The sequence below is a fragment of the Pseudomonas petrae genome, from assembly GCF_021728295.1.
Lineage (GTDB): Bacteria > Pseudomonadota > Gammaproteobacteria > Pseudomonadales > Pseudomonadaceae > Aquipseudomonas > Aquipseudomonas petrae.
Window position 1 is genome coordinate 1 of the sequence record NZ_JAKJXE010000015.1, and the last position, 25,632, is coordinate 25,632.

Annotated in this window: 18 protein-coding genes; 6 read left to right on the forward strand and 12 right to left on the reverse strand. The window is 61.5% G+C overall.

All coding sequences use genetic code 11. The features are described from left to right. Positions 1–81: 81 nt before the first annotated feature. The gene (gene waaA / locus L4G42_RS21820) at positions 82–1,356 is read right to left on the reverse strand and encodes a lipid IV(A) 3-deoxy-D-manno-octulosonic acid transferase (protein ID WP_237253464.1); all 1,275 of its coding nucleotides are present in this window, start codon (positions 1,354–1,356) and stop codon (positions 82–84) included. A gap of 173 nt (positions 1,357–1,529) precedes the next feature. On the opposite strand from waaA, the gene L4G42_RS21825 reads away from it, so the two are divergent. The 4 genes from L4G42_RS21825 to L4G42_RS21840 all read left to right on the forward strand — a co-directional run bounded on the left by L4G42_RS21825 (position 1,530) and on the right by L4G42_RS21840 (position 4,909). Continuing rightward, on the forward strand, positions 1,530–1,862 hold the full coding sequence (locus tag L4G42_RS21825; RefSeq protein ID WP_133774590.1) for a DMT family transporter: 333 nt from the start codon (positions 1,530–1,532) through the stop codon (positions 1,860–1,862). Positions 1,863–1,925: 63 nt separating this feature from the next. Next, complete coding sequence (locus L4G42_RS21830) at positions 1,926–3,101, forward strand: NAD(P)/FAD-dependent oxidoreductase (RefSeq protein WP_237253465.1); 1,176 nt, start codon at positions 1,926–1,928, stop codon at positions 3,099–3,101. Further along, a complete protein-coding gene (locus tag L4G42_RS21835; RefSeq protein WP_237253466.1) occupies positions 3,098–3,907 on the forward strand; it encodes an aldo/keto reductase in 810 nt (269 codons plus the stop codon). Before L4G42_RS21830 ends, L4G42_RS21835 begins: the two co-directional genes overlap by 4 nt. 36 nt (positions 3,908–3,943) lie before the next feature. Further along, the gene (locus L4G42_RS21840) at positions 3,944–4,909 is read left to right on the forward strand and encodes a metal ABC transporter ATPase (protein ID WP_237253467.1); all 966 of its coding nucleotides are present in this window, start codon (positions 3,944–3,946) and stop codon (positions 4,907–4,909) included. A gap of 8 nt (positions 4,910–4,917) precedes the next feature. On the opposite strand, the gene L4G42_RS21845 is transcribed toward L4G42_RS21840, so the two are convergent. The 7 genes from L4G42_RS21845 to msbA form a co-directional block, all read right to left on the reverse strand. Further along, positions 4,918–5,730, reverse strand: coding sequence for a hypothetical protein (locus tag L4G42_RS21845; protein WP_237253468.1), 813 nt, complete (start codon positions 5,728–5,730; stop codon positions 4,918–4,920). A 67-nt stretch (positions 5,731–5,797) separates the two neighbouring features. Continuing rightward, positions 5,798–6,508 carry a hypothetical protein gene (locus L4G42_RS21850; RefSeq protein ID WP_237253469.1) on the reverse strand — a complete coding sequence of 237 codons (711 nt, stop codon included), beginning with the start codon at positions 6,506–6,508 and terminating at the stop codon, positions 5,798–5,800. Further along, positions 6,508–7,482 carry a glycosyltransferase family protein gene (locus L4G42_RS21855; protein ID WP_237253470.1) on the reverse strand — a complete coding sequence of 325 codons (975 nt, stop codon included), beginning with the start codon at positions 7,480–7,482 and terminating at the stop codon, positions 6,508–6,510. The genes L4G42_RS21850 and L4G42_RS21855 overlap by 1 nt, the downstream gene beginning before the upstream one ends. A 72-nt stretch (positions 7,483–7,554) precedes the next feature. Continuing rightward, the gene (gene hldE / locus L4G42_RS21860; RefSeq protein WP_237253471.1) at positions 7,555–8,979 is read right to left on the reverse strand and encodes a bifunctional D-glycero-beta-D-manno-heptose-7-phosphate kinase/D-glycero-beta-D-manno-heptose 1-phosphate adenylyltransferase HldE; all 1,425 of its coding nucleotides are present in this window, start codon (positions 8,977–8,979) and stop codon (positions 7,555–7,557) included. Positions 8,980–9,130: 151 nt separating this feature from the next. Then, entirely contained in the window at positions 9,131–10,534 is a 1,404-nt protein-coding gene (locus L4G42_RS21865; RefSeq protein WP_237253472.1) for a PIG-L deacetylase family protein, read from the reverse strand. A gap of 1 nt (position 10,535) precedes the next feature. Next, positions 10,536–11,432: a GNAT family N-acetyltransferase gene (locus L4G42_RS21870; protein WP_237253473.1), complete on the reverse strand. Its 897-nt coding sequence runs from the start codon at positions 11,430–11,432 to the stop codon at positions 10,536–10,538. Continuing rightward, positions 11,426–13,246, reverse strand: coding sequence for a lipid A export permease/ATP-binding protein MsbA (gene msbA / locus L4G42_RS21875; protein ID WP_237253474.1), 1,821 nt, complete (start codon positions 13,244–13,246; stop codon positions 11,426–11,428). The genes L4G42_RS21870 and msbA overlap by 7 nt, the downstream gene beginning before the upstream one ends. Before the next feature lie 121 nt (positions 13,247–13,367). On the opposite strand from msbA, the gene L4G42_RS21880 reads away from it, so the two are divergent. After that, positions 13,368–14,009, forward strand: coding sequence for a lipopolysaccharide kinase InaA family protein (locus L4G42_RS21880; RefSeq protein WP_237253475.1), 642 nt, complete (start codon positions 13,368–13,370; stop codon positions 14,007–14,009). On the opposite strand, the gene L4G42_RS21885 is transcribed toward L4G42_RS21880, so the two are convergent. The 4 genes from L4G42_RS21885 to L4G42_RS21900 all read right to left on the reverse strand — a co-directional run bounded on the left by L4G42_RS21885 (position 13,978) and on the right by L4G42_RS21900 (position 19,016). Beyond that, complete coding sequence (locus L4G42_RS21885) at positions 13,978–14,871, reverse strand: lipopolysaccharide core biosynthesis protein (protein WP_237253476.1); 894 nt, start codon at positions 14,869–14,871, stop codon at positions 13,978–13,980. The genes L4G42_RS21880 and L4G42_RS21885 overlap by 32 nt on opposite strands. Continuing rightward, positions 14,858–16,066, reverse strand: coding sequence for an O-antigen ligase family protein (locus L4G42_RS21890; protein WP_237253477.1), 1,209 nt, complete (start codon positions 16,064–16,066; stop codon positions 14,858–14,860). The genes L4G42_RS21885 and L4G42_RS21890 overlap by 14 nt, the downstream gene beginning before the upstream one ends. Positions 16,067–16,144: 78 nt before the next feature. After that, complete coding sequence (locus tag L4G42_RS21895; protein WP_237253478.1) at positions 16,145–17,275, reverse strand: glycosyltransferase; 1,131 nt, start codon at positions 17,273–17,275, stop codon at positions 16,145–16,147. Next, positions 17,259–19,016: a carbamoyltransferase family protein gene (locus L4G42_RS21900; protein ID WP_237253479.1), complete on the reverse strand. Its 1,758-nt coding sequence runs from the start codon at positions 19,014–19,016 to the stop codon at positions 17,259–17,261. The genes L4G42_RS21895 and L4G42_RS21900 overlap by 17 nt, the downstream gene beginning before the upstream one ends. Before the next feature lie 565 nt (positions 19,017–19,581). Here L4G42_RS21900 and L4G42_RS21905 point away from each other — a divergent pair. After that, on the forward strand, positions 19,582–25,629 hold the full coding sequence (locus L4G42_RS21905; protein WP_237261200.1) for a membrane-targeted effector domain-containing toxin: 6,048 nt from the start codon (positions 19,582–19,584) through the stop codon (positions 25,627–25,629). The last annotated feature ends 3 nt before the right edge of the window (positions 25,630–25,632 follow it).

Consider the following 25,632-nt stretch of genomic DNA (forward strand, 5'->3'; position numbering starts at 1 on the left):
CTCCCTCCTACATTGGATTTGCTCCGAGCGCACGATTGTCGTTATGCGCAAGCCCTCCAGATGACCGCTTGCTCGCCAACATCAGCCCAACAACCGCCCAATCCCATCCAGCAACTTCTGCAACGCCCCTTGATTGGCTTTCATCACGGCCAACCCGGCATCAGCCATCGCCTTTGCTTTCTCGGGATGGTCGATCAAACCACGCACTGCGGCAACCAATGCGGCCGAGTCACTGACCTCTTCCAACGCGCCGGCACTGCGCAGCATCGCGGCGATTTCGAGGAAGTTGAACAGGTGCGGGCCGCTTAACACAGGCTTATCCAGCGCCGCGGGCTCCAGCAGGTTATGGCCACCGTTGGGCACCAGGCTGCCGCCGACGAAGGCGATGTCGGCGAGTGCATACAGAAACAGCAGCTCCCCCATGGTGTCGCCCGTCACAACCGAGGTTTCCGGCGTTACCGGCTCGGCCGTCGACCGCCGAACGCTGGCGAATCCCTGCTGCCGGCTCAGCTCAAACACACTGTTGAACCGCTCGGGGTGACGAGGCACGAGAATCAACAGCGCGTCGGGATGGGTTTCCATTACCGTGCGATGAGCGGCCAGTACCACTTCATCTTCGCCAGCATGAGTGCTCGCGGCAATCCAGACCGGACGCTGCAGGGTCTGCCATTGCTGACGCTGCTGAACGGCACGCGCCAGCAGTTGGGGATCAATGGTCAGGTCGAACTTGATCGAACCCGTCACGGTGACGCACTCGGGCCGAGCGCCCAGGTCACGGAAGCGTTGGGCCTCGGTTTCGGTCTGCACGGCAATCAGGCTCATCTCGACGAGCATCGGCCGAGTCAGCCCGGCGAAGCGTCCATAGCCGCGAGCCGAACGCTCTGACAGCCGTGCGTTCGCCAGCACCGTTGGAATGCCACGCTTCGCACACTGATGAATGTGATTGGGCCACAGCTCGGTTTCCATGATCACGCCGATCTTCGGCTGGATATGATCGAGAAAACGCCCGGCTGCCCACGGAAAATCATAGGGCAGGTAGCAATGCTGGACGCGCGGCTCGTTGGCGAACAGCGACTGAATGCGCTCCGAGCCGGTCGGCGTCATGCAGGTAATGGTGATCGGCAACTGCGGATAGCGGGCCAGCAACGCGCGAATCATCGGCGCGGCGGCGATGCTCTCGCCCACCGACACTGCATGAACCCAGATCCCGCCGCGCTGCATGGCGGGCAAGCCCATGGCGAAGCGCTCGCCGACACGTTGCGCGTAGGCCGGGGCCTTGCGCGAACGCAGCCACAAGCGCAGGGCGATCAATGGGAGGCCGAGGTGGAACAGGATGCTGTAGAGGGTTCTATTCATGGGCGCGGAGTTTATCAGCCAATTGCTGTCGGATTCGCATCGAGATTCGCCTGTCTTATCAGGTACGGGCAGCTGCGGAACATTCGCCAACCGCCAACCCGCCAGCCGCAGGCGCCGGTTGTTCAGTACCGGGTTAGCCGCTTTAATGACGGCCATTGAAAAGGAGTGACACCATGTCTGCTTACTACCTGCTGGCCATCGCCATCTGTGCCGAGGTCATCGGCACCGTGTCCATGAAAGCCGTCAAAGGCCTGAGCACGCCGATCCCGCTGCTGCTGGTGATCGTCGGTTACGCCATTGCGTTCTGGATGCTCACGCTGGTGGTGCGCACCATCCCGGTTGGCGTGGCATACGCCGTGTGGGCGGGCATGGGCATCGTCATGGTCAGCATCGCCGCGCTGTTTATTTACGGCCAGAAACTGGATCTGCCTGCCATCGCCGGCATGGGGCTGATCGTCGCAGGCGTCGTAGTGATCCAGCTGTTCTCGAAGACGGCAGGTCATTAAGGGGGTTACTGAAAACAGCCTTCCCCTATAATGCCGCCATTCGTTTCGCCATTTGAGGTGCCCATGTCATCTGCTATTTCCACTGACGTCCTGATTGTCGGCGCAGGCGTTGCCGGTCTCTGGCTCAACGCGCGGCTGCGGCATCAGGGCTTTTCAACGGTGGTGGTGGAAAAGGCCAGCCTGGGTGGCGGGCAGACACTCAAATCCCAGGGGATCATTCACGGCGGCGCCAAATACGCACTGCACGGCGCGCTGTCCGGCGCCTCCGAAGCGATCGCCGATATGCCCCGTCGCTGGCGCGAAGCACTGGCCGGCAAAGGCGAGCTGAACCTGTCGGGCGTCCGCCTGCTCTCGGAAGCCCACTACCTTTGGTCGCCAGGGACCATCGCCGGCAACCTCACCAGCTTCTTCGCCAGCAAGGCCGTGCGCGGGCGCGTTGATCAGGTCAAGGGCAGCGACTTGCCGCCTGCGCTTCAGGATCCGCGCTTCAAAGGCAAGGTGTACCGGCTGGCCGAGCTGGTCATCGACATCCCCAGTCTGGTGAAAAAACTGGCGGAGCTGGCGGGCGACAGCCTGCTTGCGGGCCAGGACATCGAGCCGCTGCGCCGCGACGGCGAACTGGTCGGACTGCGCGTCGACGGCCGCGAGATCCATGCGCAGCGAGTGGTGCTCAGTGCCGGCGAAGGCATGGCTGATCTGCTCAAGGCGCTGAACGTCAGCCAGCCGACCATGCAACGCCGGCCGCTGCACATGGTGCTGGTCAAGGGCCCGACGCTTAAACCGCTGTACGCGCATTGCCTGGGTGGCGGGCCGAAACCACGAATCACTGTCACGACGCATCCAGCGGCAGACGGGCAGTGGGTCTGGTACCTGGGCGGCGACATTGCTGAAGCCGAAGGCGTCGCCCGCGACCCTGCCGAGCAGATCGCTGCTGCGAAAAAAGAGCTCGCGAATCTGCTGCCCTGGGTCGACCTCAGCGAGGCGCAGTTCGCCACCCTCCGCGTGGACCGCGCCGAGCCGCAGCAAAGCGGTCTGGTGCGCCCGGATAACGCCTTTGTCGACGTGCAGGGCCGGTTGCTGGTCGGCTGGCCCACCAAGCTGGCACTGGCCCCCGACTTTGCCGATCGCGTGCTGGCCTCGTTGTCTAGGGATGACATTCACCCCACCCCGCAACCGCCGTACACCGACTTCCCCAAGCCGCCCCTCGCCATTCCTGTCTGGGATCAACTGTTGCCATGAAGACCCTGCACGATCTGCATCGACCGCTCGGCACCCTCGGCATCAACGTCTCCCCCTTGGGCCTGGGCACGGTGAAGCTGGGCAGAGATCAGGGCGTGAAGTACCCCAATGGCTTCACGATTCCCGACGACGTCGAAGCGCAGATGCTGCTGAAGCTGGCGCGGGATCTGGGCATCAATTTGATCGACACCGCCCCGGCGTACGGTCGCAGCGAAGAGCGCCTCGGCCCGCTGCTGCGCGGGCAGCGCAAGGACTGGGTGATCGTCAGCAAGGTCGGCGAGGAGTTTGAAGCCGGCCAGTCTCGGCATGATTTCAGCGCCGAACATACGCGGCTGTCGGTGGAACGCAGCCTGCAGCGCCTGGAAACCGACTTCATCGATCTGGTGCTGGTGCATTCCGACGGCAACGACCTGCACGTTCTCAACGAATGCGCCGTCTACCAGACCCTGGAAGCGCTCAAGCGCGAGGGCAAGATTCGAGGGTTCGGCTTTTCCGGCAAGACCGTCGAGGGCGGGCTGCTGGCCTTGCAGGACGGCGACTGCGCGATGGTCACGTACAACCTCAACGAACAGGGCGAAAAGCCGGTCCTCGACTACGCTGCTGCACACGGCAAAGGGGTACTGGTCAAAAAAGCGCTGGCCAGCGGGCACGTTTGCCTGAGCCCCGGTGTCGATCCTGTGCGTGCCAGTTTCGAGCTGCTGTTTGAACATCCCGGCGTCACCGGTGCTATCGTCGGCACCATCAATCCGCTGCATCTGGCCCATAACGTGGCAACCGCCGCTGCCGTGATCCGTCGTCAGCCCTGAGACGAACGGCCGACCCCAACGCAAGAAGGAGCCGATATGCCGCGAACCCTGATTCGAAAGAACCCCAGTAACTTCAAGACCCTTCCGCTATTCGTCGAAGCCATCCCGGAAAGCCTGACCTACCAGAGCGTCGGGATGCCGCTGAATTTCTCCCAGACCCTGGCGCGGCGTCGCAAGATCGACGTGGAGGACAGCGAACGGTTTTCCACCGAGCTGGCCAATCTCGGCGTCTCGGTGCGCCTGACCTTGCGCTGGCAGAACCGCGATTACTGGGTGCTGGTTCGCCAGCGCCGTCAGGACCGTGGGGATGTGGTGCTCAAGCTGATCTCCGGCTACGTGCCCGCCCACGAGCTCAACCTGCCGTTGCACACGGCGGTGCAGGAAGTCGCCGAGGAATGCCTGATCGAGACGCCGCAAGGCTGGCTCGGTGGGCGCTTCAATGAAACCTGGCTGCCAGCGCCTTATGCGGCAGCGTTGCATTACCGCGAAGCGATGCCCTTTCGCCTCACGCCGCTTTCCGGCGCGGCACGCCCTGTGCGTTGCGGCAGCCTCACGCTGATCGAGCGGCCCCGCGCTTACGTCCATTTGCCGACGGCGTCGTTGCAACTGATCTACGACATGCGCCTGGAGGTGCCGAAAGAAGCTCGCCCGCTGAGCCTGTTCCACGTCGATGAAAGCCTGGAAAACAACGAACTGGTCGCGCGCCTCAATCGCAGCAAACCGGATCTGTACCTGATGCCGCTGGAAAACGGCTCGCCCCTGCCCGAGCTGTACACCCTGAAGAACGACAAGCTTTCACCCGCCGGCACACGGGGACTTTATCTCGCTGAAAGCTTCGCTCCCCAGGAGGGCTGGGTGGTGCGCGAGGAGCGGATTCGCTGGAAGGACTGGCTGGTGCAGCAGGGCCTCACACCGAAGAAGAAGCCCAAGTCAGGGCTGACCAAGCTGCGGATCAAGGCACGGAGGCTGGTCAGACTGGTTCGCGGCGGCCTGCACAAGTAGACCGCAATTCACTCTTTGTCAGAGAGGCGCTTGTCACGCCAGGTCCGCAGCCGGGCGAAGAAGTGAAAATAGCGGTTTTCGCGCTTGCCCATCCCGCGCTTCGGTGAGAACGACTCCTCGGCGAAGGCGCCGGTGATACGCACCCGCGAAGCGGTCGTCGGCAGCGTGCAGATGCGGGCGTCGGCCTTGAGCAGCGCATATTTGAGCAAGCGCTCAGAGTGCAGCTTGCGGCCTGTCGCTTCGCAGAACTCGAAGATGCGCTCGATCCGTTTGCCATAGGCGCGATAAACATCGCGGCCGCAAATGGCGAAGCGATCGTTCAAACCGCCCCACCACTGCCAGTCCGGAATATAGGCGTTCAGCCGTCGTGCGTGCGGCGAATGAAAGACATGACCCGGCAGCGGCGAATGGAAGAAATTGTCCGGGCGCACGAACACCACGAAGTCCGGATCGAACGACTCCATCATGCCCGTGACCGTGTGCAGTGAATTGAGCTGATAGATCAGGTTGCGCAGGGAGACGTGCTCGTCGCCCCAAGTGTCGCCCATCGCCTTGACCCGATCGAAATCCCAGCGTTCGAGCACGCCGTCGGTGGATTCGAGCACCCCCGTCATCGGCTGAAAAACGTCGTAGTTTTGCGCCTTCAGCTCACCCTTCTCCGCCGAGCGCTGGTTGTGCACTTCGTCAATTTTGTAGAGGTGGTAAAAGCATTTGACGTTGCTGCCCTTCGGCAACTGGCCAAGGACGTTTTCCTCGATGGAAGGAAAACAGATTTCCGAGTTGCGCGGGATACCAAAAAACGCGACCGCAATGTTCAGCACTGACAAACTCTCCGGGATCAATGGCGATGCGCCTGGACGCGCGCGCTCAAGCGGCGGACGGGCTCGTTCACTTACGAAATAACAGCTTGCGCCACCAACTCCGGGGCTTGAGGGCGACCACTTCAACATCTGCGCCCAGCAGCCAGTTGCGCTCATAGTCCCAGGCGTGGCCGCCCCAGAGCTTGCCGGCTTCGTTGGAAAAACCCAGGGTCATGAGCCTGTAGCGGTAACCGGCATGAGCGCGCAGCCAGTCGAGCAGCACCAGCACGTTGAAACCCGTGGAGGGACCCACGAAGCGCTTGCCGTTGGGGCGATCGACCGGGTAATGCTCGGCCAGTGCCGGCAACGGAATGCGGTCCCGATACAGCGCGACGTCTGGCAGCGGGCACAGCGGCACGGCGCAGCCCACCAGCAGCGTGAAGCAACGCGACTCAGGTTGGGTCGAGAGCTGCGTCACGTCCGTCGAGGCGGGAAGCCCGAAGAAGTAACAGTCGGGCGCGTTGAAGCCGTGGACGAACAGGTTGACGCTTGCAGGCTTCAGCAGAGCGGCCTTGATGCACAGATTGAAGCTGACCACTACATCGTCGGCGCCCACGCCCAAGGCATCGAAATCCGCGTGGGTGATGGCAGGGTTGTTGGCGATCAGGATCACCCGTGCAGCGTTCGCCAGGCACTGGCGCAGCGCAGCGGGAAGCGCGCCGAACACGTCCTGATCGGCGCCTGGCAGTACAAAGTGTTCACTGGGCGCGGCGCTGTCGTGGTCTGACGGCAGCGTCATCAGGCCGGCACCTGCATGCCATGGCGCAACTTGACCCAGGCACGGATCAGCGCGGACGGACGCTGCCACGGGCGCATCGGCCGCTGAATTTCATCGGCCAGATCGCGGCCCACGCGGGCAAAGGCATAGCGCTCTTCGGCGAATCTTTGCCCGTCGCTAGCGATGCGCGCAGCAAGATCAGGATCGCTCTGCAGCAGGCGGATCTTCTCGACGGCTTCGTCTTCGGAGCGGTAGAACATGACGTTGCGCCCCTCCTCGAAACCCAGCAGGTCGTCCTCTTCACCCTGACTCCATGCGAGCAGCACGCAGCCGCAGGCCATGGCCTCGAAATTCTTGATCATGAACTCGCCCATGCCGATGTCGGCACTGACGAAAATCTTGATGCGATTGAGGGTTTCGAGGTATTCGGCGCCAGAGGCCGTGCGTGTCACCAGCATGCCGGCGCGCTGTGCGAGGTTTTCCACCAATTGCTTGCGCTGGGAATACTCGCGGCTTTTCAGGCTGCCGAGAAAGCCCACAGGGATGTCCCGGGGCTGGCCGAGGTTACGCAGCATTTCCTGGTCATAGCCCTTGGACACGAACACCGCATCGATGCCTTCGTCGCACATGCGTCGCGCGACAACCGCGCCGGAGACCAGCGCGCGACTCCACGGCAGCTGCCGGTACACGCGCGAATACATCCCGTGGTATTTGCTGGCGGCCATGTAGTTCTGATAGGCATCGTGCTCAAGAAAGATCAGCCCCGGAATGCACTTGAGCACCGCGGGCTGGCGAGCAAGCCGCTTGACCCGGGAGAAGATCACCACCCGGTCGTAGCTCTGATAATCGACCGAGGCCAGAAACGGCCCGAGATTCAACTGCTGTTGCTTGCTCAGGCGAAAGATGACGCAGTCGTCACAATGCTGCCGCACGGTTTCGTACAAGCCGTCCAGTATGACGCGCTGTTCATCCATCACCAGTAACATGACTTTCATACGTTCATATACCGAACTGCGAATACAAAAATGGCAGCGGCAAGGGTGCCACTCTGCGCTGCGGGCGTCGGATCAGTCCTGACTGCGGATCTTGTCGACGATGGCTGTCGTCGAGCTGTTGGCGACCAGTCCCAGCACTTTCACGGTGCCGCCATAAGAGGCGACGATGTCGGCGCCGACGACTTGGTCAACCGAGTAGTCCCCGCCCTTCACCAGCACGTCCGGACGCACATGGGTCAAGAGTTTTTCCGGGGTGCCTTCCGGGAAGCTGATCACCCAATCCACCGCGCCCAGACCTGCCAGCACGGCCATGCGTCGATCAACGCTGTTGATCGGGCGGCCCGGGCCTTTCAGGCGACTCACCGACGCGTCGTCGTTGACCGCCACGATCAGCCGATCGCCCTGCGCGCGGGCCTGTTCCAGGTAGGTGACATGGCCGGCGTGCAGAATGTCGAAGCAGCCGTTGGTGAATACGATGGTTTCGTTGTGGGCACGGGCGTCGTCGATTGCCAGCAACAACTGATCGAGGGTCAGCACGCCGCGCTCGGAGCCTTCGGCGCGCTGGATGGCACGACGCAACTCGGGCGCGCTGATCGCCGCCGTACCGAGCTTGCCCACGACGATGCCCGCCGCAAGGTTCGCCAGCGCGACCGCGTGCGGCAACTCCTCACCCGCCGCAATGGCCGCTGCCAGCGTGGAAATAACTGTATCCCCAGCACCCGTCACGTCGAAGACTTCCCGCGCGCGGGCCGGAAGGTGCAGCGTCGGTTGGTCCGGGCGCAGCAGGGTCATGCCGTGTTCGCCACGAGTGACCAGCAACGCACCCAGATCGAGGTCCTTCATCAGCGCGGCGCCTTTGGCGACCAGCTCTGCCTCGTCGACGCAGTGGCCGACGATGGCTTCGAATTCACTGAGGTTGGGGGTGATCAAGCTGGCGCCACGATAGATCGCGAAGTCTTTGCCCTTGGGGTCGGCGAGCACGGGAATGCCACGATCCCGGGCCGCCTTGATCAGGACTTGATGGTTCTTCAGCGCGCCTTTGCCGTAGTCGGACAAGACCAGGACTTTGATGCCGTCGAGCAAGGCATCGACGTCGCGGCTCAGCGCCTCGGGGTCAGTAGCAAAGGGTTCTTCGAAGTCGATGCGCAGGAGCTGCTGGTGCCGGCTCATGACGCGTAATTTGACGATGGTGGGCTGGTGGGCAATGCGCTGGAAACAGGCGATCACACCAGCGGCCTTGAGGCTGTTGCTCAGGCTGTCAGCGGCTTCGTCGGTGCCGGTGACACCCACCAGGGACGCCTTGGCGCCCAGCGCTGCAATGTTCAACGCCACGTTGGCGGCACCGCCCGGACGGTCTTCGATCTGGTCGACTTTGACCACCGGCACCGGTGCTTCAGGGGAGATTCTGGAAGTGCCACCGTGCCAGTAGCGGTCGAGCATGACATCGCCGACAACTAACACTTGAGCCTGATCAAAACGCGGCATGGACAACTTCATCGAACAACCCGTGGCAGAAATGGACAAGGACGGAATCTTAGCACAGCGATCAGCGCTGGCTGGCCGGTTGGCCTCGAATCCCTTAGTGCTTCAAGCAGCGCTTCACATGGCGCTTTAAGTGGTGCAACGAATCGCGCATCCACTGTTGCAGTTACGGGCGCGGAAAGCGGCGAACCCAGAACACCTCATGCCGGCGAACAGCCTTGCGGAAGAATTCGTCGTCTCCCGTCAGCGGCCATTCGCGACCGGCCAGCCAGCGTTGAATCTGCCGGCGCAGGCGCTTCTTAAAGGGTGGCGGTCCCTGAAGGTCATGCTGCATCGCCAGGGCCATGGCCTTATCAAGTTGCACGTCCGAACCGAGCGACGTACTCCAGAGCTGATCAACCGACGGTGCTTCAACAAACGGCGGCAGCGCGACGCCTTTACCGGCCAGGCCCATGGGCCAGCGGTCGTTGTCGTGCAGGTGATTGGCGTAGAACAGCGCCACCTCGGGCGTGTGCGCGCTTCTGCTCACCGCTTCATATAACGCTTGAGTCGTGGCGATGTGATCAGCATGGGGATCGAGTTCCGGGTGCGGCATGACAATGACGTCCGGCCGATAGGCGTCCAGCAGCGCAGCGAGATCGGCCACGAGATTGTTCCAGGTCGGCGCGCCGTCCTGATCACCCGGCAACGGCAAAGGATTTTGCTGCCGCGCGCTGCGGATGTCGGTCTCTGAAGAGTCGCGGGAGCCAAACGGCTGATCCGGCGACTGGGCCATGGCCGGCAGTTGCAGGCAGTAGTAGCCCAGTTGCACGCACTGACTCTGCGGCACACCGCCCCACAGCGGAATCGCCAGACTGTCCCACGTGCGCAGGCGACCCTTGAGCCGCGCAGCATCGGCGCGGTTCAGCCCCAGTTGTTCGTAGCGTTCGGCCTCGATTTCGCCCTGAGTCACCGTAACGATGCTGCAATCGGCGGCCTGGCTGTACAGGCCAAACGCTGCCAGTTCGGCATCGTCGGCGTGGGGTGCGAGGATCATCAACCGCTGATGGCGGTAATCCGGGTTGATCAGCACGTACAAACGGCCGGTGTCGGCGATGCGGCAGAACCCGCCTTTGAGGCGCAACGTGCTGTCTGCAACGACGTCTCGCTGGCCGGTGAGGTTCACGTAGCGACGCCCGGCAAACCCTCGTTCGAAATCCTGGCGGTCGTCGCCCGCCAATACGTACGGGTCCAGCCAGCGACCGAGCCAGCTGCTGCGCAGGTCGAGCTCCAGCAGCAGCGTTTCGCCTTCGGCCAACGGCTCGCTCAGTTGCAGCATGCCGTTGACGACGGAAACCGGCTGCGCCTGGGCCGCGTCGGGAAACTGATAGTGGTAATCGCTCTTGGGCGAATAAAACAGATGGTCGGAGAACCAGGCTTCGTGGGCCACCCAGGCAGCAACAATCAGCAACGGCACCAGCCACCACGCGACCCAGACGCCAATGCCGATCAGCAGCGCCAGACCGATGATCAGCGCCAGACGCTTGTTGCGCCGATGTCGTTTCAGAAGCTGCTGCTTGCGCCCGGACATGTCATCCAACCTTGTAGACAGGCACCGTCTGGCACCAGCGGTCTTTGTATTCGCGATCGGAGCGACCGAAGGAATAGCGCAATGGCTTGTTCACCGCCCTCGCGTCAGCCCAGGCGTTCTGAGTGTTGACGAAGCTCAGCACGCTGCCGGCGCTCAACGCCTGATGGGCCGGATCAACACCGCCATTGATGTATTCGACGGACACCCAGTGTGGCGACTCGACCCTGTACAGCACCTGAGCGGCAATGGGCTTGCCCTCCAGCAGGATCATCGAGCCGGTCATGAACTCGCGCATCAGCTCGAACACCTTGGCCAGGTGATCCTTGCCCGGCACGTCGAAGCCCCAGCGCGCATGAAACAGGCTTGAGTAAATGCGGGCTTGTTCCTCGGACGTGAAATCCAGCATCGGCTGCATAACCCCGCCCGCCTCTTCAAGCAAACGCTGCTCGCGGCGCTGGTTGTAGCGGAATTTCTTGGAGTAGTCTTCAGGCGCGCGGGCGATCGCCAGGCTTTCGGCTTGCGGCTTGAGCGTGTCGATCTGACCGGCGTTCAGCTCCGACACGTAACTCATGCGCTGGCGCACCGGCACTGTCACGCCTGGGGCGATCGGCAGAATGATTTCCGCGTTACCCAGATCGAAGACACGCCGATCACGCTGCTTGAGCACCTTCTTGGCCAGCGCCAGATCCCGGCCCCAGCAGGCAACCGCAGCGACAATGTTGCCGTTTTGCAGCCATCCCAGATAACGCACCGGAATGTCCGCCAGCCCGGCCAGACGCTCGATCACTTGCGGGTGCGTGGCAACGCTGCCACCGAACTGCTGCCACGCGTTGGCGTAGGTCGTTGCATCGATCGGGGTCCAGCCTCGCTCACGCCATGCGCGCAAGTGACTCAGCATGCATCGACTGCCCGGTCGATTTCGACAGGCTCGGTTTCTTCGAACTGTTTGGCATGCAGGCGCGTGTAGTAACCGTTCTTCCCCAGCAGTTCGGCATGGGAACCGCGCTCGACGATACGGCCTTCGTCCATGACCAGAATGACATCGGCTTTTTCGATGGTGGTCAGACGGTGGGCGATCACCAGCGTGGTACGGCCCTGCATGACCTTCTCCAGCGCCTTCTGAATATGGCGCTCGGATTCGGTATCCAGCGCCGAAGTCGCTTCGTCGAGAATCAGCAGCGGCGCATTTTTCAGCAGCGCGCGAGCAATCGCCAAACGCTGACGCTGGCCGCCAGACAGCAGCACGCCGTTCTCTCCGACGAGGGTCTGGTACTGCTGAGGCAACTTGTCGATGAACTCGTCCGAATAGGCATCGGCCGAGGCTTTCTTGATTTCTTCCAGCGGCACGCCGGCCAGATCGCCATACGCGATGTTGTTGGCGATGGTGTCGTTGAACAGCGTGACGTTCTGGTTCACCAGCGCGATCTGCCGGCGCAGGCTGCGCAGGGTGTAGTCCTGAGTCTCGACGCCATCAAGGAGGATCTGGCCCTGCACATGATCGTAGAAACGCGGAATCAGGCTCGCCAACGTGGATTTACCGCTGCCGGAACGGCCCACCAGCGCGACCATCTGGCCGGCTTCGGCGACAAAACTCACGTCGTCCAGCACGCGCTTTTCAGTTCCCGGGTAGGTGAACGTGAGGTTTTTCACCTCCAGACGGCCTGAAACCTTGTCGCGTTCAACGGTGCCCAGGTCCTGTTCGGTCGGCTCATCCAGCTGCTCGAAGATGCTCTCCGCACCGGCGACGCCTTTCTGGATGGTGGAACTGACTTCAGACAGCTGGCGGATCGGCTTGGGCAGCAGGCCGGCCATGGTGATGTAAGCCACCAGATCGCCCGCCGAGGAGTCGCCGCGCAGATAAAGGACAAGGAACATCACAACAGCCATGCCGCTGTAGGTCACCAATTGCAGCATCGGCGTGTAAACGGCGCCGGTCTTGGTCATCGCCAGCTGCTTTTTGGTGTTGCTGCGGCTGGCCTTTTCAAAACGGGCCTTTTCGTAGTCTTCGCCGCCAAAGCTGCGGACCACGCGATAGCCGTGGATAGTTTCGGACGCCACGTGGGTCACGTCGCCCATGGCCACCTGAATCTTCTTGCTCTGCTTGCGAAACTTCTTGCTGGTGCTGTTCACCATGACCGCGATGAGCGGCAGGATCGCCAGCATCACAAGGGTCAATTTCCAGTTCATCCACAGCAGCGCGCCGAACAGGAAGATGACTGTCATGCCTTCACGAATCACGACTTTGATCGCGTCAGTGGCAGCGCCGGTGACCATGGTCACGTTGAAGGTGATGCGCGAGATCAGGTGCCCGGAGTTGCTGTTATCGAAGAAGCGGTTGGGCAGCGTGAGCAATTTGTTGAACAGCACGACACGCAGGTCATGCACCAGCCCCAGGGAGACGCGGGCCAGGAAGAAGTTGCCCAGATACGAGCCGGCACCTTGCCACGCCGCGATCAGCACGATCATCAGTGGCACCGCCTGCAGCAATTGCAGGTGGCCAATATAAGGGTTGCCGGGGAACAGGCTGGCCTCGGGATTGGCCAGGCCATCGACGAAGTATTTGAGGATGTAGGCGAGCATCGGCTGGGTGGACGCAAAGATCAGAAAGCCGACAATGCTCAAGCAGAAAAGGCCTATATACGGCCGCACATAGGTCAACAGGCGGAAGTAAATCGCCAGGGTCGTTTTAGCTTGAGGATCAGGACTGCTCATGGGAATCCGCACGAAAAAATTAGGCGGGCATGGTAGCACAACCCATATTTGTCGACCCCTGCCGCGACCCAAGCGGGGCCGACTCGGGTAACATGCCGCATTTGTTCAGGTAAGTATGCCGATGCACCCAATGGAACACAGCGCCTATCTGGCTTTGCGAGAAAACGCCACCGTGCTCGAAGCGGACGGATCCGGGGACAAGGTTCTGTTGCTTGAGGACGGCACCATTCTCAAACTGTTCCGCCGCAAGCGCCTGATCAGCTCGGCCTTGCTGTTTCCCTACGCGCAACGCTTCGCCGACAACATCGACGCCCTCAAAAAGCGCGCCGTCCCCTGCCCTGAAGTGATCGCCACCTACCGAATTGCCAGCATAAGCCGCGACGCCGTGCGCTACACGCCGTTGCCCGGCCTGACCATCCGCCAGGTGCTGAAAGAGCACGGTGAAAGCGCGCCGCTGCGGGCTGAGCTGGGTACGTTTATCGCCCACTTGCACGATCGCGGCGTCTACTTCCGCTCGTTGCATCTGGGCAACGTGATCCTTACCCCCGAGTCGAAACTGGGGCTGATCGATATCTCTGACATGAAGTGCCAGCGTAGAGGGTTGAGCGACTCGAAGCGGCTGCGCAATTTCCAGCACCTGCTCAGGTATAAGGAAGATCGCGCTTGGCTGGTGGAAAGCGATACGGGCGTGGCTTTTATTTCGGCTTACACCAAAGGCCGGAGCGTCCACTTCACTGCCCGGTTGACGGCGCTGTTTGCGTAGACGCGCCGGGTTCAACGCCCAACAGCTCGTCGAGGCGCTGCAGGGTGATTTTGGGAATGACCCGCTCTGGCATGCGACTGACGCTGGATAGATTGAAAACCTGCATGCCGGTTCGGGGCAGGATTTTGCGGGCCATCAGCGCGAAGCTTGGCAGGATGTATTGCTCGAAATCCTCATCCAGGCTGCTGGGCAAAGCCGCTTCTCCTTTCTCGTAAAAGCGCCCCCCGCCCTGACGCAGGTCCATGCCGACCACGAACACCTGACGAAACGCCAGATGGCAAACCAGCTGCAAGGCGCCGAAAGGAATGGTTCGGCTGCCGAAATAGCCGCGTTTGAGGTTAAGGCTGAAGCCGATACGGTTTGGTTTTCGACGCAAAAGAGAGAAGTTTGAAATCAGCTCGTCGTCGTTACGGATAGACCATGCATAGGCCCGATCCGACATCACCGCCCTTCCGTCCTGGCGGTTGACCCGCTCCAGCAGATAGATCTTCTTGCCGCTCAAGGCGGTGGCGTCGGCCGAGTGAATCGCCTGAAGCACATCCAGACTCATCGCCAGGTGCTCGCCGTGGCTGACCCCCATCAGCGCCAGCGCCGACCGGCCGATGACAAAATTCGGGTCATCACACAGGTAGTAGAAAGGCCGTATGCCCTCTTCGACGCAGCGCACGATCGAACCGTTCATGGCAACGACCGGCAGACTGCGGTAACGGTGAAGCGGGAATTCGTTCGCTGACGGTCCGGAAGCCAGCAGCAACACCGGCCCCGTGACAGAACCCCAGGAATGCGCAAAGTCCTGCAGGCAAACTTCCAGATCCTGCCCTACCAGCCAGCGTTGCTCGCCCCGCGCTTCAATCCTCAGCACGCCGCGCCTCCCGCGAGATGGCGACCGCGCCTGCGAGGGGCAGCCAGAGCCATTCCCATACAAGATCGGGTGAACCGACAAAGGTGTGCAGCTCAACCGTCATCACCACGCCGACGGAGCAGAGGATCGCCAGCCAGAGCCGCGCGATCTCCGAGATCTTGCGCGCTCGAGCCAGACACGCGCCCGCGTGCAGCATGGTTGCCAGCAGCAGCGCCAGACCGACGATGCCGAACTGGTAAAGCACCTCGAAATACAGGCCGTGGGTGTTGCGCACGATTTGCCCGGTCGAGAGGTGAACCTCGCCCAGTGGCGTGCCCGCGCCAACCCCGAACCACCAATGGCCGGCCAGTCGCTCGAACACTGCGAGCCAGACTTCGTTGCGCCCCGTCACGCCGCGGGTCTGCACTTCGTAAGCCAACTCGCTGAAGCCGAATATAAGCACGAGCGCGATGACGATAGCCGCCGGGATCAGGATGTTGCGACGCAGCTTGCCGCTGGTCATGGTGCCAAGCAGCACCAGCCCGCCGACCGATGACGCCAACCAGGCGCTGCGTGCGAAAGTGAAATAGATGTAGGTGGCAATAAGGGCGCAGCACAGCAGCCAGAGGACGATTTCGGCACGGCGCCTGGAACGTAACGTCAGCCAGATCCCGGCCAGCAGAAACAAGCCGTAGTTCATGCCGGCAACGATGGTGTTGCCGAAGTCCGCCACGTCGGTAATGCCCGACCCGGACAGCGACATCTGCCGATAGCCCAGGACGAACGCGCCGTGAATGGCGAGATTGAGCATCGAAAACGCGGCGAACAGCGCGACCACTGCCACCGATATCTTGAGGATTTTTTCCCAGTCGAAGGCGCCGCTTGCCGGTATCACGCCAACGCCGATGAAAAACACAAGAATGAGCAGAAGCCGACGCAGGGATTTCATGTCGTCGTCTGCCATGAGGCTGTTGATCAGCAGATAGGCGAACAGCAGCAGGACGGTGTATGTCAGCGGACTGACTGAAAATGATCGCCGACTCAGCGCCGGCGCCGCGCAGAGCAAGGCAATGACCAGCGCCGCACGAATGAACGCAGCCCAGGAACTTGACTCACCGGGCCACCAGAACGGCCCGAGAAACAGGATCACCATCACCACTGCAAGCAGTAAACCTGCAATGTACCCCGCACGTGCCGGCAAATTTTTTACAACCATTCCAATCCATATCCTGTGCTATGCAGCCGGGTGTTCATTGCTATCAGAGGCCAATGGCTGCCAGCGGTTCGAATAAAATCAGGTTTCCGAGGTGAGCGCGACGACTTGCGGCAACTGCCAGAAAACAGCTTTTACTGCCTCGTCGCTGAAACGGTCGTGCAGCCGTTGCAGCATCGCATCCGCGCAGGACTGACGCAGCTCGGCGTCCATCCGCGAAAGGTGTAGCAGCCCCTGAGCCAGAGGCTCGGCACCGCCGAGGGGAAACAGAATACCCACGCCTTCGACGACCTCTTTCGCGCCGCCACAGGCTGTCGCCAGCAGGGGCACGCCGGCCACCATGGCTTCCAGCAGTACCATGCCGAAGGGTTCATGATCGGAGCTCAGTGCGAACACGTCGAAGGCCTTGAAGTAACGGCTGGCCTGAGTCACCTGCCCCGCCAGCATGACCTCGTGGCCGATGCCCAGCTCGACCGCCAGGTGCTTGAGGTCCTGTTCCAGCCGGCCCTGACCGAGAATCACCAGTTGGCTGTCGGCGGGTAGATTGGGCAACGCCTGGGCGAATCCGCGCAGCAGCGTCGACTGATCCTTATCGGGGTGCAGTCGACCGACATTGCCCACGACCCACGCCTCTTGCGCCAGACCCAATGCGTCGCGTGCTTCCTCACGGGACAGCAGCGTGGCGCTCAGCTGATCGACATCGATGCGGTTATATAGGGTCTGAATACGCTCGGCCGGCCACTTGGAGAGGCAATTGCGTATGTCATCGCGCACCGCATCGGAGACGCCCAGCAGGCTCAAACGGGCGCGAAACATGTTGGCCAGCACCTTGCGACTGCGGCGCCGGTAATCACCAAACGCATGATGAACGCCGATCACCGGTAAACGGGTGGCGAGCAACGCGATGTACGTCGGCTTGAAACGGTGGGCGATGCAAAACTCAAAACTGCGCGACGCTGCGATCTTGCGCAGATCGCGGATCGCCGCCAGCTTCATGCCGCCGATGGCCTTGGAGCTGTACTCCATGAACAGCACTTCGTCCGACGCGCAGCTGGCTGCGACGTCGGCATCCGCAACGCCGGTCAGGAATACCGTGGTGACACGGTAACCCCTGCCCACGAACAGGCTGGCGTATTGACGGGCGCAGTCGAGGAACGGCCCGTCATAGCCGTGGCAGAACTGGAGAACATGGCGCTCAGCTGAGCGTGTCATGGGTGTCCACGCCGTCTTTGACTACCAGAATGTCTTCCATGATCAGGTACTCCAGATCGGAGCCGAAGAACATGTTCAGCGCATCGGTAGGCGAGCAGATCATCGGCTCGCCGCGACGGTTGAGCGAAGTATTGAGCGAGACGCCGTTGCCGGTCAGGTCTTCGAGCGCCTTCATCATGTCGTAGTAACGCGGGTTGTACTCGCGCTTGAGCACCTGGGCGCGGGAGGTACCGTCTTCGTGGACGACTTCCGGCACACGGGTTTTCCACTCTTCCGCCACTTCGAAGGTGAAGGTCATGAACGGCGCCGGGTGATCGATCTTGATCATCTGCGGGGCGACGGTGTCGAGCATCGACGGGCAGAAAGGCCTCCAGCGCTCGCGGAACTTGATCTGATGGTTGATGCGATCGGCCACGCCGGCAATGCTCGGGCAGCCGATGATCGAGCGACCACCCAAAGCGCGAGGACCAAATTCCATGCGGCCCTGGAACCAGGCCACCGGGTTGCCCGCGACCATGATTTTGGCGATGCGCTCGGGGGTGTTGTCGATCTGGCGCCAGGCCGGCTTGCTCGGGTGGCGGGCGCAGGCGGCGATAACGTCTTCGTTGCTGTAGGAAGGGCCGAGGTAGACGTGTTCCATCTTCTCGACCGGCACGCCGCGTGTGTGGGAAACGTAAGCGGCGGCACCGACGGCAGTGCCGGCATCACCCGACGCTGGCTGAACGAACAGCTCTTTGACGTCAGGGCGCGCGATGATTTTCTGGTTCAGTTTGACGTTCAGCGCACAACCGCCGGCGAAGGCGAGCTTGCCGGTTTCCTTGAGGATGTCACCCAGATAGTGGTCGATCATCTGCAGCGACAGCTTCTCGAACAGCGCCTGCATGCTGGCGGCGTAATGGATATACGGCTCGTCGGCAATGTCGCCCTCGCGCTTGGGACCCAGCCACTCGATCAGTTTCGGCGAGAAGTAGAAGCCTTTGCCCTTCTCTTTGTAGCGACGCAGGCCGATGACGTTGGCGTATTCGGTGTTGATCACCAATTCGCCGTTTTCGAACGTGGCCAGGCGCGAGAAATCGTACTTGGTCGCGTCGCCGTACGGCGCCATGCCCATGACTTTGAATTCACCGTCGAGCATCTCGAAACCGAGGAATTCCGTGATCGCGCCATACAGGCCGCCGAGGGAATCCGGATCGAAGAATTCCTTGATCTTGTGGATCTTGCCGTTTTCACCATAACCGAAGAACGTGGTGGCGTACTCGCCCTTGCCGTCGATCCCGAGGATCGCGGTTTTCTCCTGGAAGCCGGAGCAGTGGTAAGCGCTGGAGGCGTGGGCCAGGTGGTGCTCGACGGGTTCGATCTTGATCTTTTTCGGATCGAAACCCAGTTGTTCCAGGCACCAGACGATCTTGTTGCGATAGCGCTTGTAGCGGCGGTTGCCCATCAGGATCGCGTCGAGGGCGCGGTCCGGTGCATACCAATAGCGTTTGGCGTAGTGCCAGCGCGCTTCGCCGAACAGACTGATGGGCGCGAAGGGAATGGCGACGACGTCGACATCGGAAGGTTTGATGCCCGCTTGTTCGAGGCAAAACTTCGCCGATTCATAGGGCATGCGGTTCTTGGCATGCTTGTCGCGAACGAAACGCTCTTCTTCGGCCGCAGCAACCAGCTTGCCGTCGATGTACAGGGCTGCGGAAGGATCATGGCTAAGGGCGCCGGACAGGCCAAGGATCGTCAATGCCACTAGGGTCTAGCCTCTTAAGTCTGCATGCAGGCATCACGCGCCTGACAAATAAGGTGTGCCTGGCGCAACGGCGGCAGACAGCTAAAGGGCGGGATTATAGCGTAATGGCTCTGGAAGTGGTCGCGGGGAATGAAGTCAGCAAACACAGCGGTAGGATTGGGGTTGCTTGGGATTGCGGTGGGTCATGGCGTTGCAGCGGCGCCTGGCACAACGCATTCGCGGGCAAGCGCGCTCCTACAGATTTGCGCAAGGCACAGGTATAGGCGTTAACGCCAATCCACTGTAGGAGCGCAGGCTTTAGCGTTGACGCCAACCTCCTGTAGGAGCGCGCTTGCCCGCGATCTGGCGCGCAGCGGCAGTCAATCTGGCGTCTCTTCTGGATCGGGCTGCCCGCCCTGCCCGATTACCTCGCGTTTACCGGTTCACTGCCCATCCCGTGCGTTAACTATTTAGCACCACACGCCCAGGCGTTCTGATTGATTGATCGCTCGACGAATCATCGGGCTTCTCGCCCGGCTCTCGCGCTACCTATTTGCGCAGAGATCACTCAGGAATGCTGAACGCCATGGAAACATTTTCACCCAACCCGCCTGCGCTGGATCGGCTGACAACGCTCGCCGCTGTTCTCGACGCAGAGTGCCTGCATCTTCCGGATGCAGACAACTACATCAACGCTTCACCCAGCCAACCGCCCCTGAAGCAGGCAACGTCTTTGCACTCGGCCATCGAGCGCTTTTGGGCGCAGGCCAGTGCGCGTGATATTTCACGCCGCGAGCTCTTCGTGACCTGCATCGAATTGGCCCTGCGCGACGACCTGCTGCTGAACATCGACGAAGGCGAGTTGCACCGCGACTACTCGCACTGCCTGCCGGGCATGGATGCGCAGGAACACGTGGTATTCAGCGCCCTCGAACTTCAACTTGATGCACAGCTTCGCATCGAATTCGCCGGGGCGATGGTTGCGACCGCCCCGCCGGGGCAAACCTTGCTCTGGTTGCCCGGACAAGGCGTTGAAGGCTTCGTCTCCAACCAGGTATTGCTGAAAGAACTCGCCCGTCGCATCAATCATCCACTCCTGCGCCTGCCCCTCCTGCGCCTGATGCACGACAGCACGCGCGAAGCCTGGCTCGAGATCGCCTCAGGCGGCGATGTGTTTCTGGAACCCCACCTGCCGTCGGACTTTCAACTGATGTCCTTCAAAGGATCGCCCTACGAGCACGCCTTTGATCGCCTGCTGGCAAAGCAGCGTGTAGACATCGACGAGCTGTTCGAGACCGCCCACAGCCTGTCGCCTCAGGCCCTTCAGGTTCGACTTGAGGATCTGCTCCACCAGCCGAAATCCTGGGGGCCCGACGGCGCCATTGCCGCTGCGCAGAATCGCCGCGCCCAACGCGATGAGCGTCTTTCACGCCCCGACTGGCTGGAAATGGCGAGTGCCGAACAGCGCGAGCGTTATGCCCGCAGCCTGATGAATTACGAGCGCGCGCGCAGCGCATTGATGAGCGTCATGGACAGCGCCGCATCCCCCGAACAGTTCGCGCGAAGTCATCTGCACGCGCGACTGGCCAATGATCTGGGCATTGATCTCGATCCGGACGATGTTCTCATCAGCACCGAACGAACGCTGCCCATTACCGCCGAAACCTTCACGGCCCGCCGATCGCTGACGCACCTGGCGCTCTACGGCCTGCACCCCGGTGACGAAGTTTCAGGCTCCGCCTTTCAGACGCACAGCCACATCACCTACGGCGGCCTGTCGCTTAAGCCTGAACACAGCGCCCTGACCGCCGCTTACCTCGCCGACGTCATCAACGAGCAAGACCTGCGAAGCCGTTTCGGGCCCGCGCAGCGCCAGGCGCTCGGCTCGCCGACCACCCAGCACCTGATGTGCGAAACAATGCACCATCAACTCATCGCCCAGGCCCGTGGCGCAGAGCTGCAGGGGCATATTCAGCCTTCCGATCTGACCCTGATCGAGTCACTGAATCCGGACACCGTCGCCCCGAGAAACCCGGCCGTTACCGTTCAACAGATCAAGCTCAATGGGCGTGACACCCTGAGCAGCGTCGTGCTGTTACGCAAGCTCGATGCAGCGGGCCAGCCGGACGGGTTGCTGATGTTCACCCCGGACATCCCTCACTCTCAGCATTTTCGGCGCTTCGAGAACGAGCGTCAGTTGCTCGGCGAACTCGTGAGCTGGAGCAGGTCCGCCGAACTGAGCCAGTTCTTGCTGGAGCAGATCGCCGCCAACAGAAGAGACGCGCTAAGGGCCCAGCTGCATGATTTGAGCGAGAAACCGGCGCCGAGCCCAGGCTGGCTCAGCTATGCAACCCTGCCCGATTACAACACCGGTTTGCACGCGCTGGTGTCGGCGCGCGTTAAAGTAAAACTGTCCGAACAACGACTGCACACGCCGGACTGGTTCCTGCGGGCGCCCGCCGAGCAGCGTCGGCAACTGGTGGCGCTGGAGGATGCGCTTGTTGCGGCGGGTGACATCTACCAAGCCGGACCGCACACGTATGTCACCGACTTCAACACCTATGTGCATCAGACCGCCAGCCGCAAGATCAACGCGCTGCTGGGCCTGCCGCCAGAAACGGTGGACCCTGACCGCATCATCATTCATACGCCCCGCGAAACCCTGTCCTACACACAGATGCTACGGGACGGCTACGACGACACGCTGGGGCTGCTTAAAGCGTCTGCCGACACCACCGCCACTTTCAGAGGCCCCGAAGGCGTCGATCTCACAGGATTGAGCCCGGAGAAAGTGGCCGGTTCGGTTCGCGGCCAGTGGGTCGCCGATCAGTACATCGCGATGGTTCGTGGGCGCCTGCTGGACCCTGCCAGCGACGGTTACAACTGGCGCCGCCAACACAGCCTGTTGCTGACCCAACTGCAAATGCGCGCTGACGCCTTGCGCAGCTTTCTCGAAGGGCACATCGACGCCTCGCAACTGAGCTGGCTCACCACCTCCATCTTCAACATGCATCACAGCAGCCCGGCGGAGCGCCTGCGCTACCCCGTCTATCCCCTGCAATTGAATGTAGACATGATGGTGATTGGCTCCCGCGCGGAGGTCATTCACGGCTGTTTCCTGCTCCGGCCGCCTGGCGCGAGCACCCTGGAGCAGGTTCTGCTGTACACCCCGCAGGCACCGGACGGCCGCGCTTTCCGCCCGCTGATCACCTTCAGCAACACGCTACTGGGCGCAGGCATGGGTGACTACTACCTGAGCCGTGCCCGTGTGAAGGCCGGCATGCCGCTGGCATTTGCCTTGGCTGAACTGAAAAAAGGCAGTGGTCGCAAACCCGCGTTGCCGAGCCAGCCGTTCAGCAACCTGCACGACGTGTGCTTCAACCAGGTAATCGAGCGCAAGATTCGCGAGGTCGAGGACACCACGACGGGGCGCGCAGACATGCTCTGCCGGCAAGCCTGGAACAGCCTTGAGCTGATCGCGACCGCCGTGACTTTGCCCTTTCCGCCCGCCAGCTTCGCGGTCGGCATGATCATCGCGAGCGCTGATGGTTATCGCGCGCTGCAAGCCCTGGACGAGCGGGATCACGCAGCCGCGAGCTTCTACGTGCTCAGCGCCTGGTTGAACACGGCGGGCGCGGCGGGCGATCTGCATACTGGAATCAAAGGGCTGGGCGGCGTACTGAAGGACCTGACCACACAAAAAGCGACCGGCAGGCATGCTCGCTCGGTGGCCAATGGCTCCGATGAAACACTGCAACCGGTCGCGATTGAGAACGAACTCTTCTGGGCCGCGCCTCAATCAGCCAACACCCATGTCCCGCTGTACCGAACCCGCGCATTGATCCCCGAAACGCTTCAGCCTACCGGGCGCTATGCGCAAACCGATGTCACAGGCGTATGGAGGGCACTGCAGCAGGACACCGCGCCGGTGCGGGTCGGGGATACCCCTGTCCATCCGTTGCACCCGGTGGATGTGTCTCTGGCGGACGCCCTCCCCTTGAACCGCCCGCATGGGCAAGGGGTCAGCGTCGTTCGCGGCAACTTCTACATTGCCATGCAAGACCAGACATACCAGGTCCAGTACGACGCCCGGCTTGCGGCTTGGCAGATCGTCGATCCGCGTAACCCGTTTGCATTCTTTGGCCGGCAGACGGTACGCCTCAACAGCCAGGGGCAGTGGGAACTGCTTGAGACTGCCGGCTTGCGCGGCGGCGTTCTGCCTTCGTTCAGCCGGTTGGACGAAACCCCGGCAAGCCCCGCCACAGCGGTAGGCGACTTGAGCGACTATGAAATGCCGGAATCGCTGCAGCCCTACGTCTTCGGCATCGTCAGCCCAAGGCAGGCTGAACGCTTTGAGGAGGCCACGTTTGGTCTGCATGAGTTTTTCGACGACATTTTCCAGGGCGGTCGTTCGACCTACCAAACCCTGCGCCAGAATCTGTACCGCGATGCCAAGGCATTCTTCGAGCAGCCGCCCCTGCCGGGCAAACCTGAATTGCCGGAGCTGGCAGATGGCGTGACGCCCCAGGCGTTCTTCGAGGCCGCACTGGAAAAATCCAACGGCCTGGTGATCGGCGAAGCACCGACCTCCATCGCCAGTAAACAACTGCTGATCGACAACATGCCCTTGCTGGCAGAGCGCAAGGTCGAGGTGCTTTACATCGAGCATCTGCAGACCGACCAGCACACGCACAAGTTGCAGAAATACAAGGCGCTCGGCAGCAAGACGCGTAGCGGCTCCCACATGATCAAGCACTACCTGGATACCGTGAACGAGGGCGCGCTCAAGAACGGCAGCGAAAAATACGACTATTACCACCTGATCAAAGCGGCCCACCGACACGGCATCGACGTTCGGCCGTTCAGTTCCTCGGTCAGTTATGACTACGCTGGCAATGAAGTGGCATCCGCTGCAGGTGACGCCCTCGCGCCGCAAAAAATGGCGGTTTTCTTTGGTCACAAAGTGATCAGCGGCGATGTGCAGGCGCATCCCGGCAGGCGCTGGATCGCGCTGCTCGACCACCGCACCGCGAACACCTGGCAGCAACAGCCGGGCATCAGTGAACTGCAAGGCGTACTCAGCCTGCGCGTCGAAGACGTGCCGTCGGGCACGCCGATCCAGATATCCGTGGACAGCGATGCCGTCATCAGCAGCGCTGCGTCGCGTGCGGATTTCAAGGCACAGATCGGCAACCCGAACATCGACAATGGGGCCGGCGCATCCTCGCCCTTCAGTCCATCCGGCACGTCAATGGACGATGCCCTGTATGGTTTCTTCGAACGACGCTCGCTCATGGAGTGGGGCCTGGACCCTAACCGCCGCACCATCGTTTCCCATCCCAGGAGCGAGGTAAACCTTTACATCGGTGAACACGGCTTTGAATGGAATCCGGCCGGCTACTGGACCCGCGCCGATGCCGCCGCCTGGAGCAACGACTACCCGATGGGCGCCATTCAGCAGTCGCTGATCGACAACCGCTACCAGATGCCGGTCGACATGCAGAGCATCTTTCATGACCTGGCTAATTTCCGTCACAGAGGCCTCAACCCCGATTACTTCTTTATCGAAAGTCATCTCGTGGACGTGCGTGAGAAGTTCTTCGAGCTGGCGAATACGCTGCAGAAAGATGCGCGCTCTGTGCTCAACCTCGCCCTCCCTGAGCGCGTCATTCTGCCCGAGGTCAAAGCCGACACGCCGTTAAGCATGTTCATCGAAGAGCTGTACGAGAACACGTCCGGTGTTGTCCTCGGCGAATCCCATTCGGCACGCGCCAGCAAGCGCTTCATCCTCGACAACATGGAGCATCTGGCACGCCAGAAGGTGAAGACGCTGTACATGGAGCATCTGCTGACGGATATCCATCCGGCCGATCTTGACCGCTTCGCCGAGACGGGCCACATGAGCAAGCGTCTGCTGCATGACCTCAAGCGCATGGACCAAACATTCCAGACCGACCCGACGGGCCTCTACACGTTCGAAAGACTGGTGGTCCAGGCCAGGCGGCATGGCATTGAAGTTCGCGCTATCGATTGCGCCGCCAGTTACTTCATCCGCCATTTGCCAACCCACTCCAACACCACGCGCCAGCAGGTGCTCAGCTATTTTGCGTCTCGCACGATACGCAAGCATCAGGAGGTGATGGGGCCCCACAAGTGGATGGCGCTGGTGGGTGAGACCCATGCCAACACCTTCAAAAACAGCGTGCCGGGCATCGCCGAACTAGAGCAGGGGATTGGCGTGCGGGTGATGGACGTGGCGCAGGGCAAAGGCCACGGCATCATGATCGATCCGGGCGAACAGGTCCCGGCGGGGCTGGGGCGTGAGTCGGTGCAGGTGAAGAATGATTTCCGCGTGGAGATCGAACTGCCGCCACGCCCTCAACTCGCCGCGCCCGCCAGCGACAGACTGCACAGTCCGGGCATGTTCATGCTCGATGAGTCCGCCCCCTTGCGGCCGACGATCGTGCATCGCTCAAGAGACCGCACCCTCAAGCACACGCCGGTACGGTTCAATACCGCTGGCAAAGCCTACGTCGAGCGCGCGTCATGGCCGCAGGTTCATCGCCAGCCGTTCGACAACGTGCAGGCATTGATCGACGCACTGGTGGAGATGAACCTCAAACACGTGGACTGACGA

What these genes read in the sequence shown, in the direction of transcription:
- L4G42_RS21865 (WP_237253472.1), bottom strand. Translation starts at nt 10,534, where the DNA reads ATGTCCGGGCGCAAGCAGCAGCTTCTGAAACGACATCGGCGCAACAAG.
- L4G42_RS21830 (WP_237253465.1), top strand. Translation starts at nt 1,926, where the DNA reads ATGTCATCTGCTATTTCCACTGACGTCCTGATTGTCGGCGCAGGCGTT.
- L4G42_RS21840 (WP_237253467.1), top strand. Translation starts at nt 3,944, where the DNA reads ATGCCGCGAACCCTGATTCGAAAGAACCCCAGTAACTTCAAGACCCTT.
- L4G42_RS21855 (WP_237253470.1), bottom strand. Translation starts at nt 7,482, where the DNA reads ATGAAAGTCATGTTACTGGTGATGGATGAACAGCGCGTCATACTGGAC.
- msbA (WP_237253474.1), bottom strand. Translation starts at nt 13,246, where the DNA reads ATGAGCAGTCCTGATCCTCAAGCTAAAACGACCCTGGCGATTTACTTC.
- L4G42_RS21870 (WP_237253473.1), bottom strand. Translation starts at nt 11,432, where the DNA reads ATGCTGAGTCACTTGCGCGCATGGCGTGAGCGAGGCTGGACCCCGATC.
- hldE (WP_237253471.1), bottom strand. Translation starts at nt 8,979, where the DNA reads ATGAAGTTGTCCATGCCGCGTTTTGATCAGGCTCAAGTGTTAGTTGTC.
- L4G42_RS21905 (WP_237261200.1), top strand. Translation starts at nt 19,582, where the DNA reads ATGGAAACATTTTCACCCAACCCGCCTGCGCTGGATCGGCTGACAACG.
- waaA (WP_237253464.1), bottom strand. Translation starts at nt 1,356, where the DNA reads ATGAATAGAACCCTCTACAGCATCCTGTTCCACCTCGGCCTCCCATTG.
- L4G42_RS21825 (WP_133774590.1), top strand. Translation starts at nt 1,530, where the DNA reads ATGTCTGCTTACTACCTGCTGGCCATCGCCATCTGTGCCGAGGTCATC.
- L4G42_RS21890 (WP_237253477.1), bottom strand. Translation starts at nt 16,066, where the DNA reads ATGGTTGTAAAAAATTTGCCGGCACGTGCGGGGTACATTGCAGGTTTA.
- L4G42_RS21880 (WP_237253475.1), top strand. Translation starts at nt 13,368, where the DNA reads ATGCACCCAATGGAACACAGCGCCTATCTGGCTTTGCGAGAAAACGCC.
- L4G42_RS21895 (WP_237253478.1), bottom strand. Translation starts at nt 17,275, where the DNA reads ATGACACGCTCAGCTGAGCGCCATGTTCTCCAGTTCTGCCACGGCTAT.
- L4G42_RS21850 (WP_237253469.1), bottom strand. Translation starts at nt 6,508, where the DNA reads ATGACGCTGCCGTCAGACCACGACAGCGCCGCGCCCAGTGAACACTTT.
- L4G42_RS21835 (WP_237253466.1), top strand. Translation starts at nt 3,098, where the DNA reads ATGAAGACCCTGCACGATCTGCATCGACCGCTCGGCACCCTCGGCATC.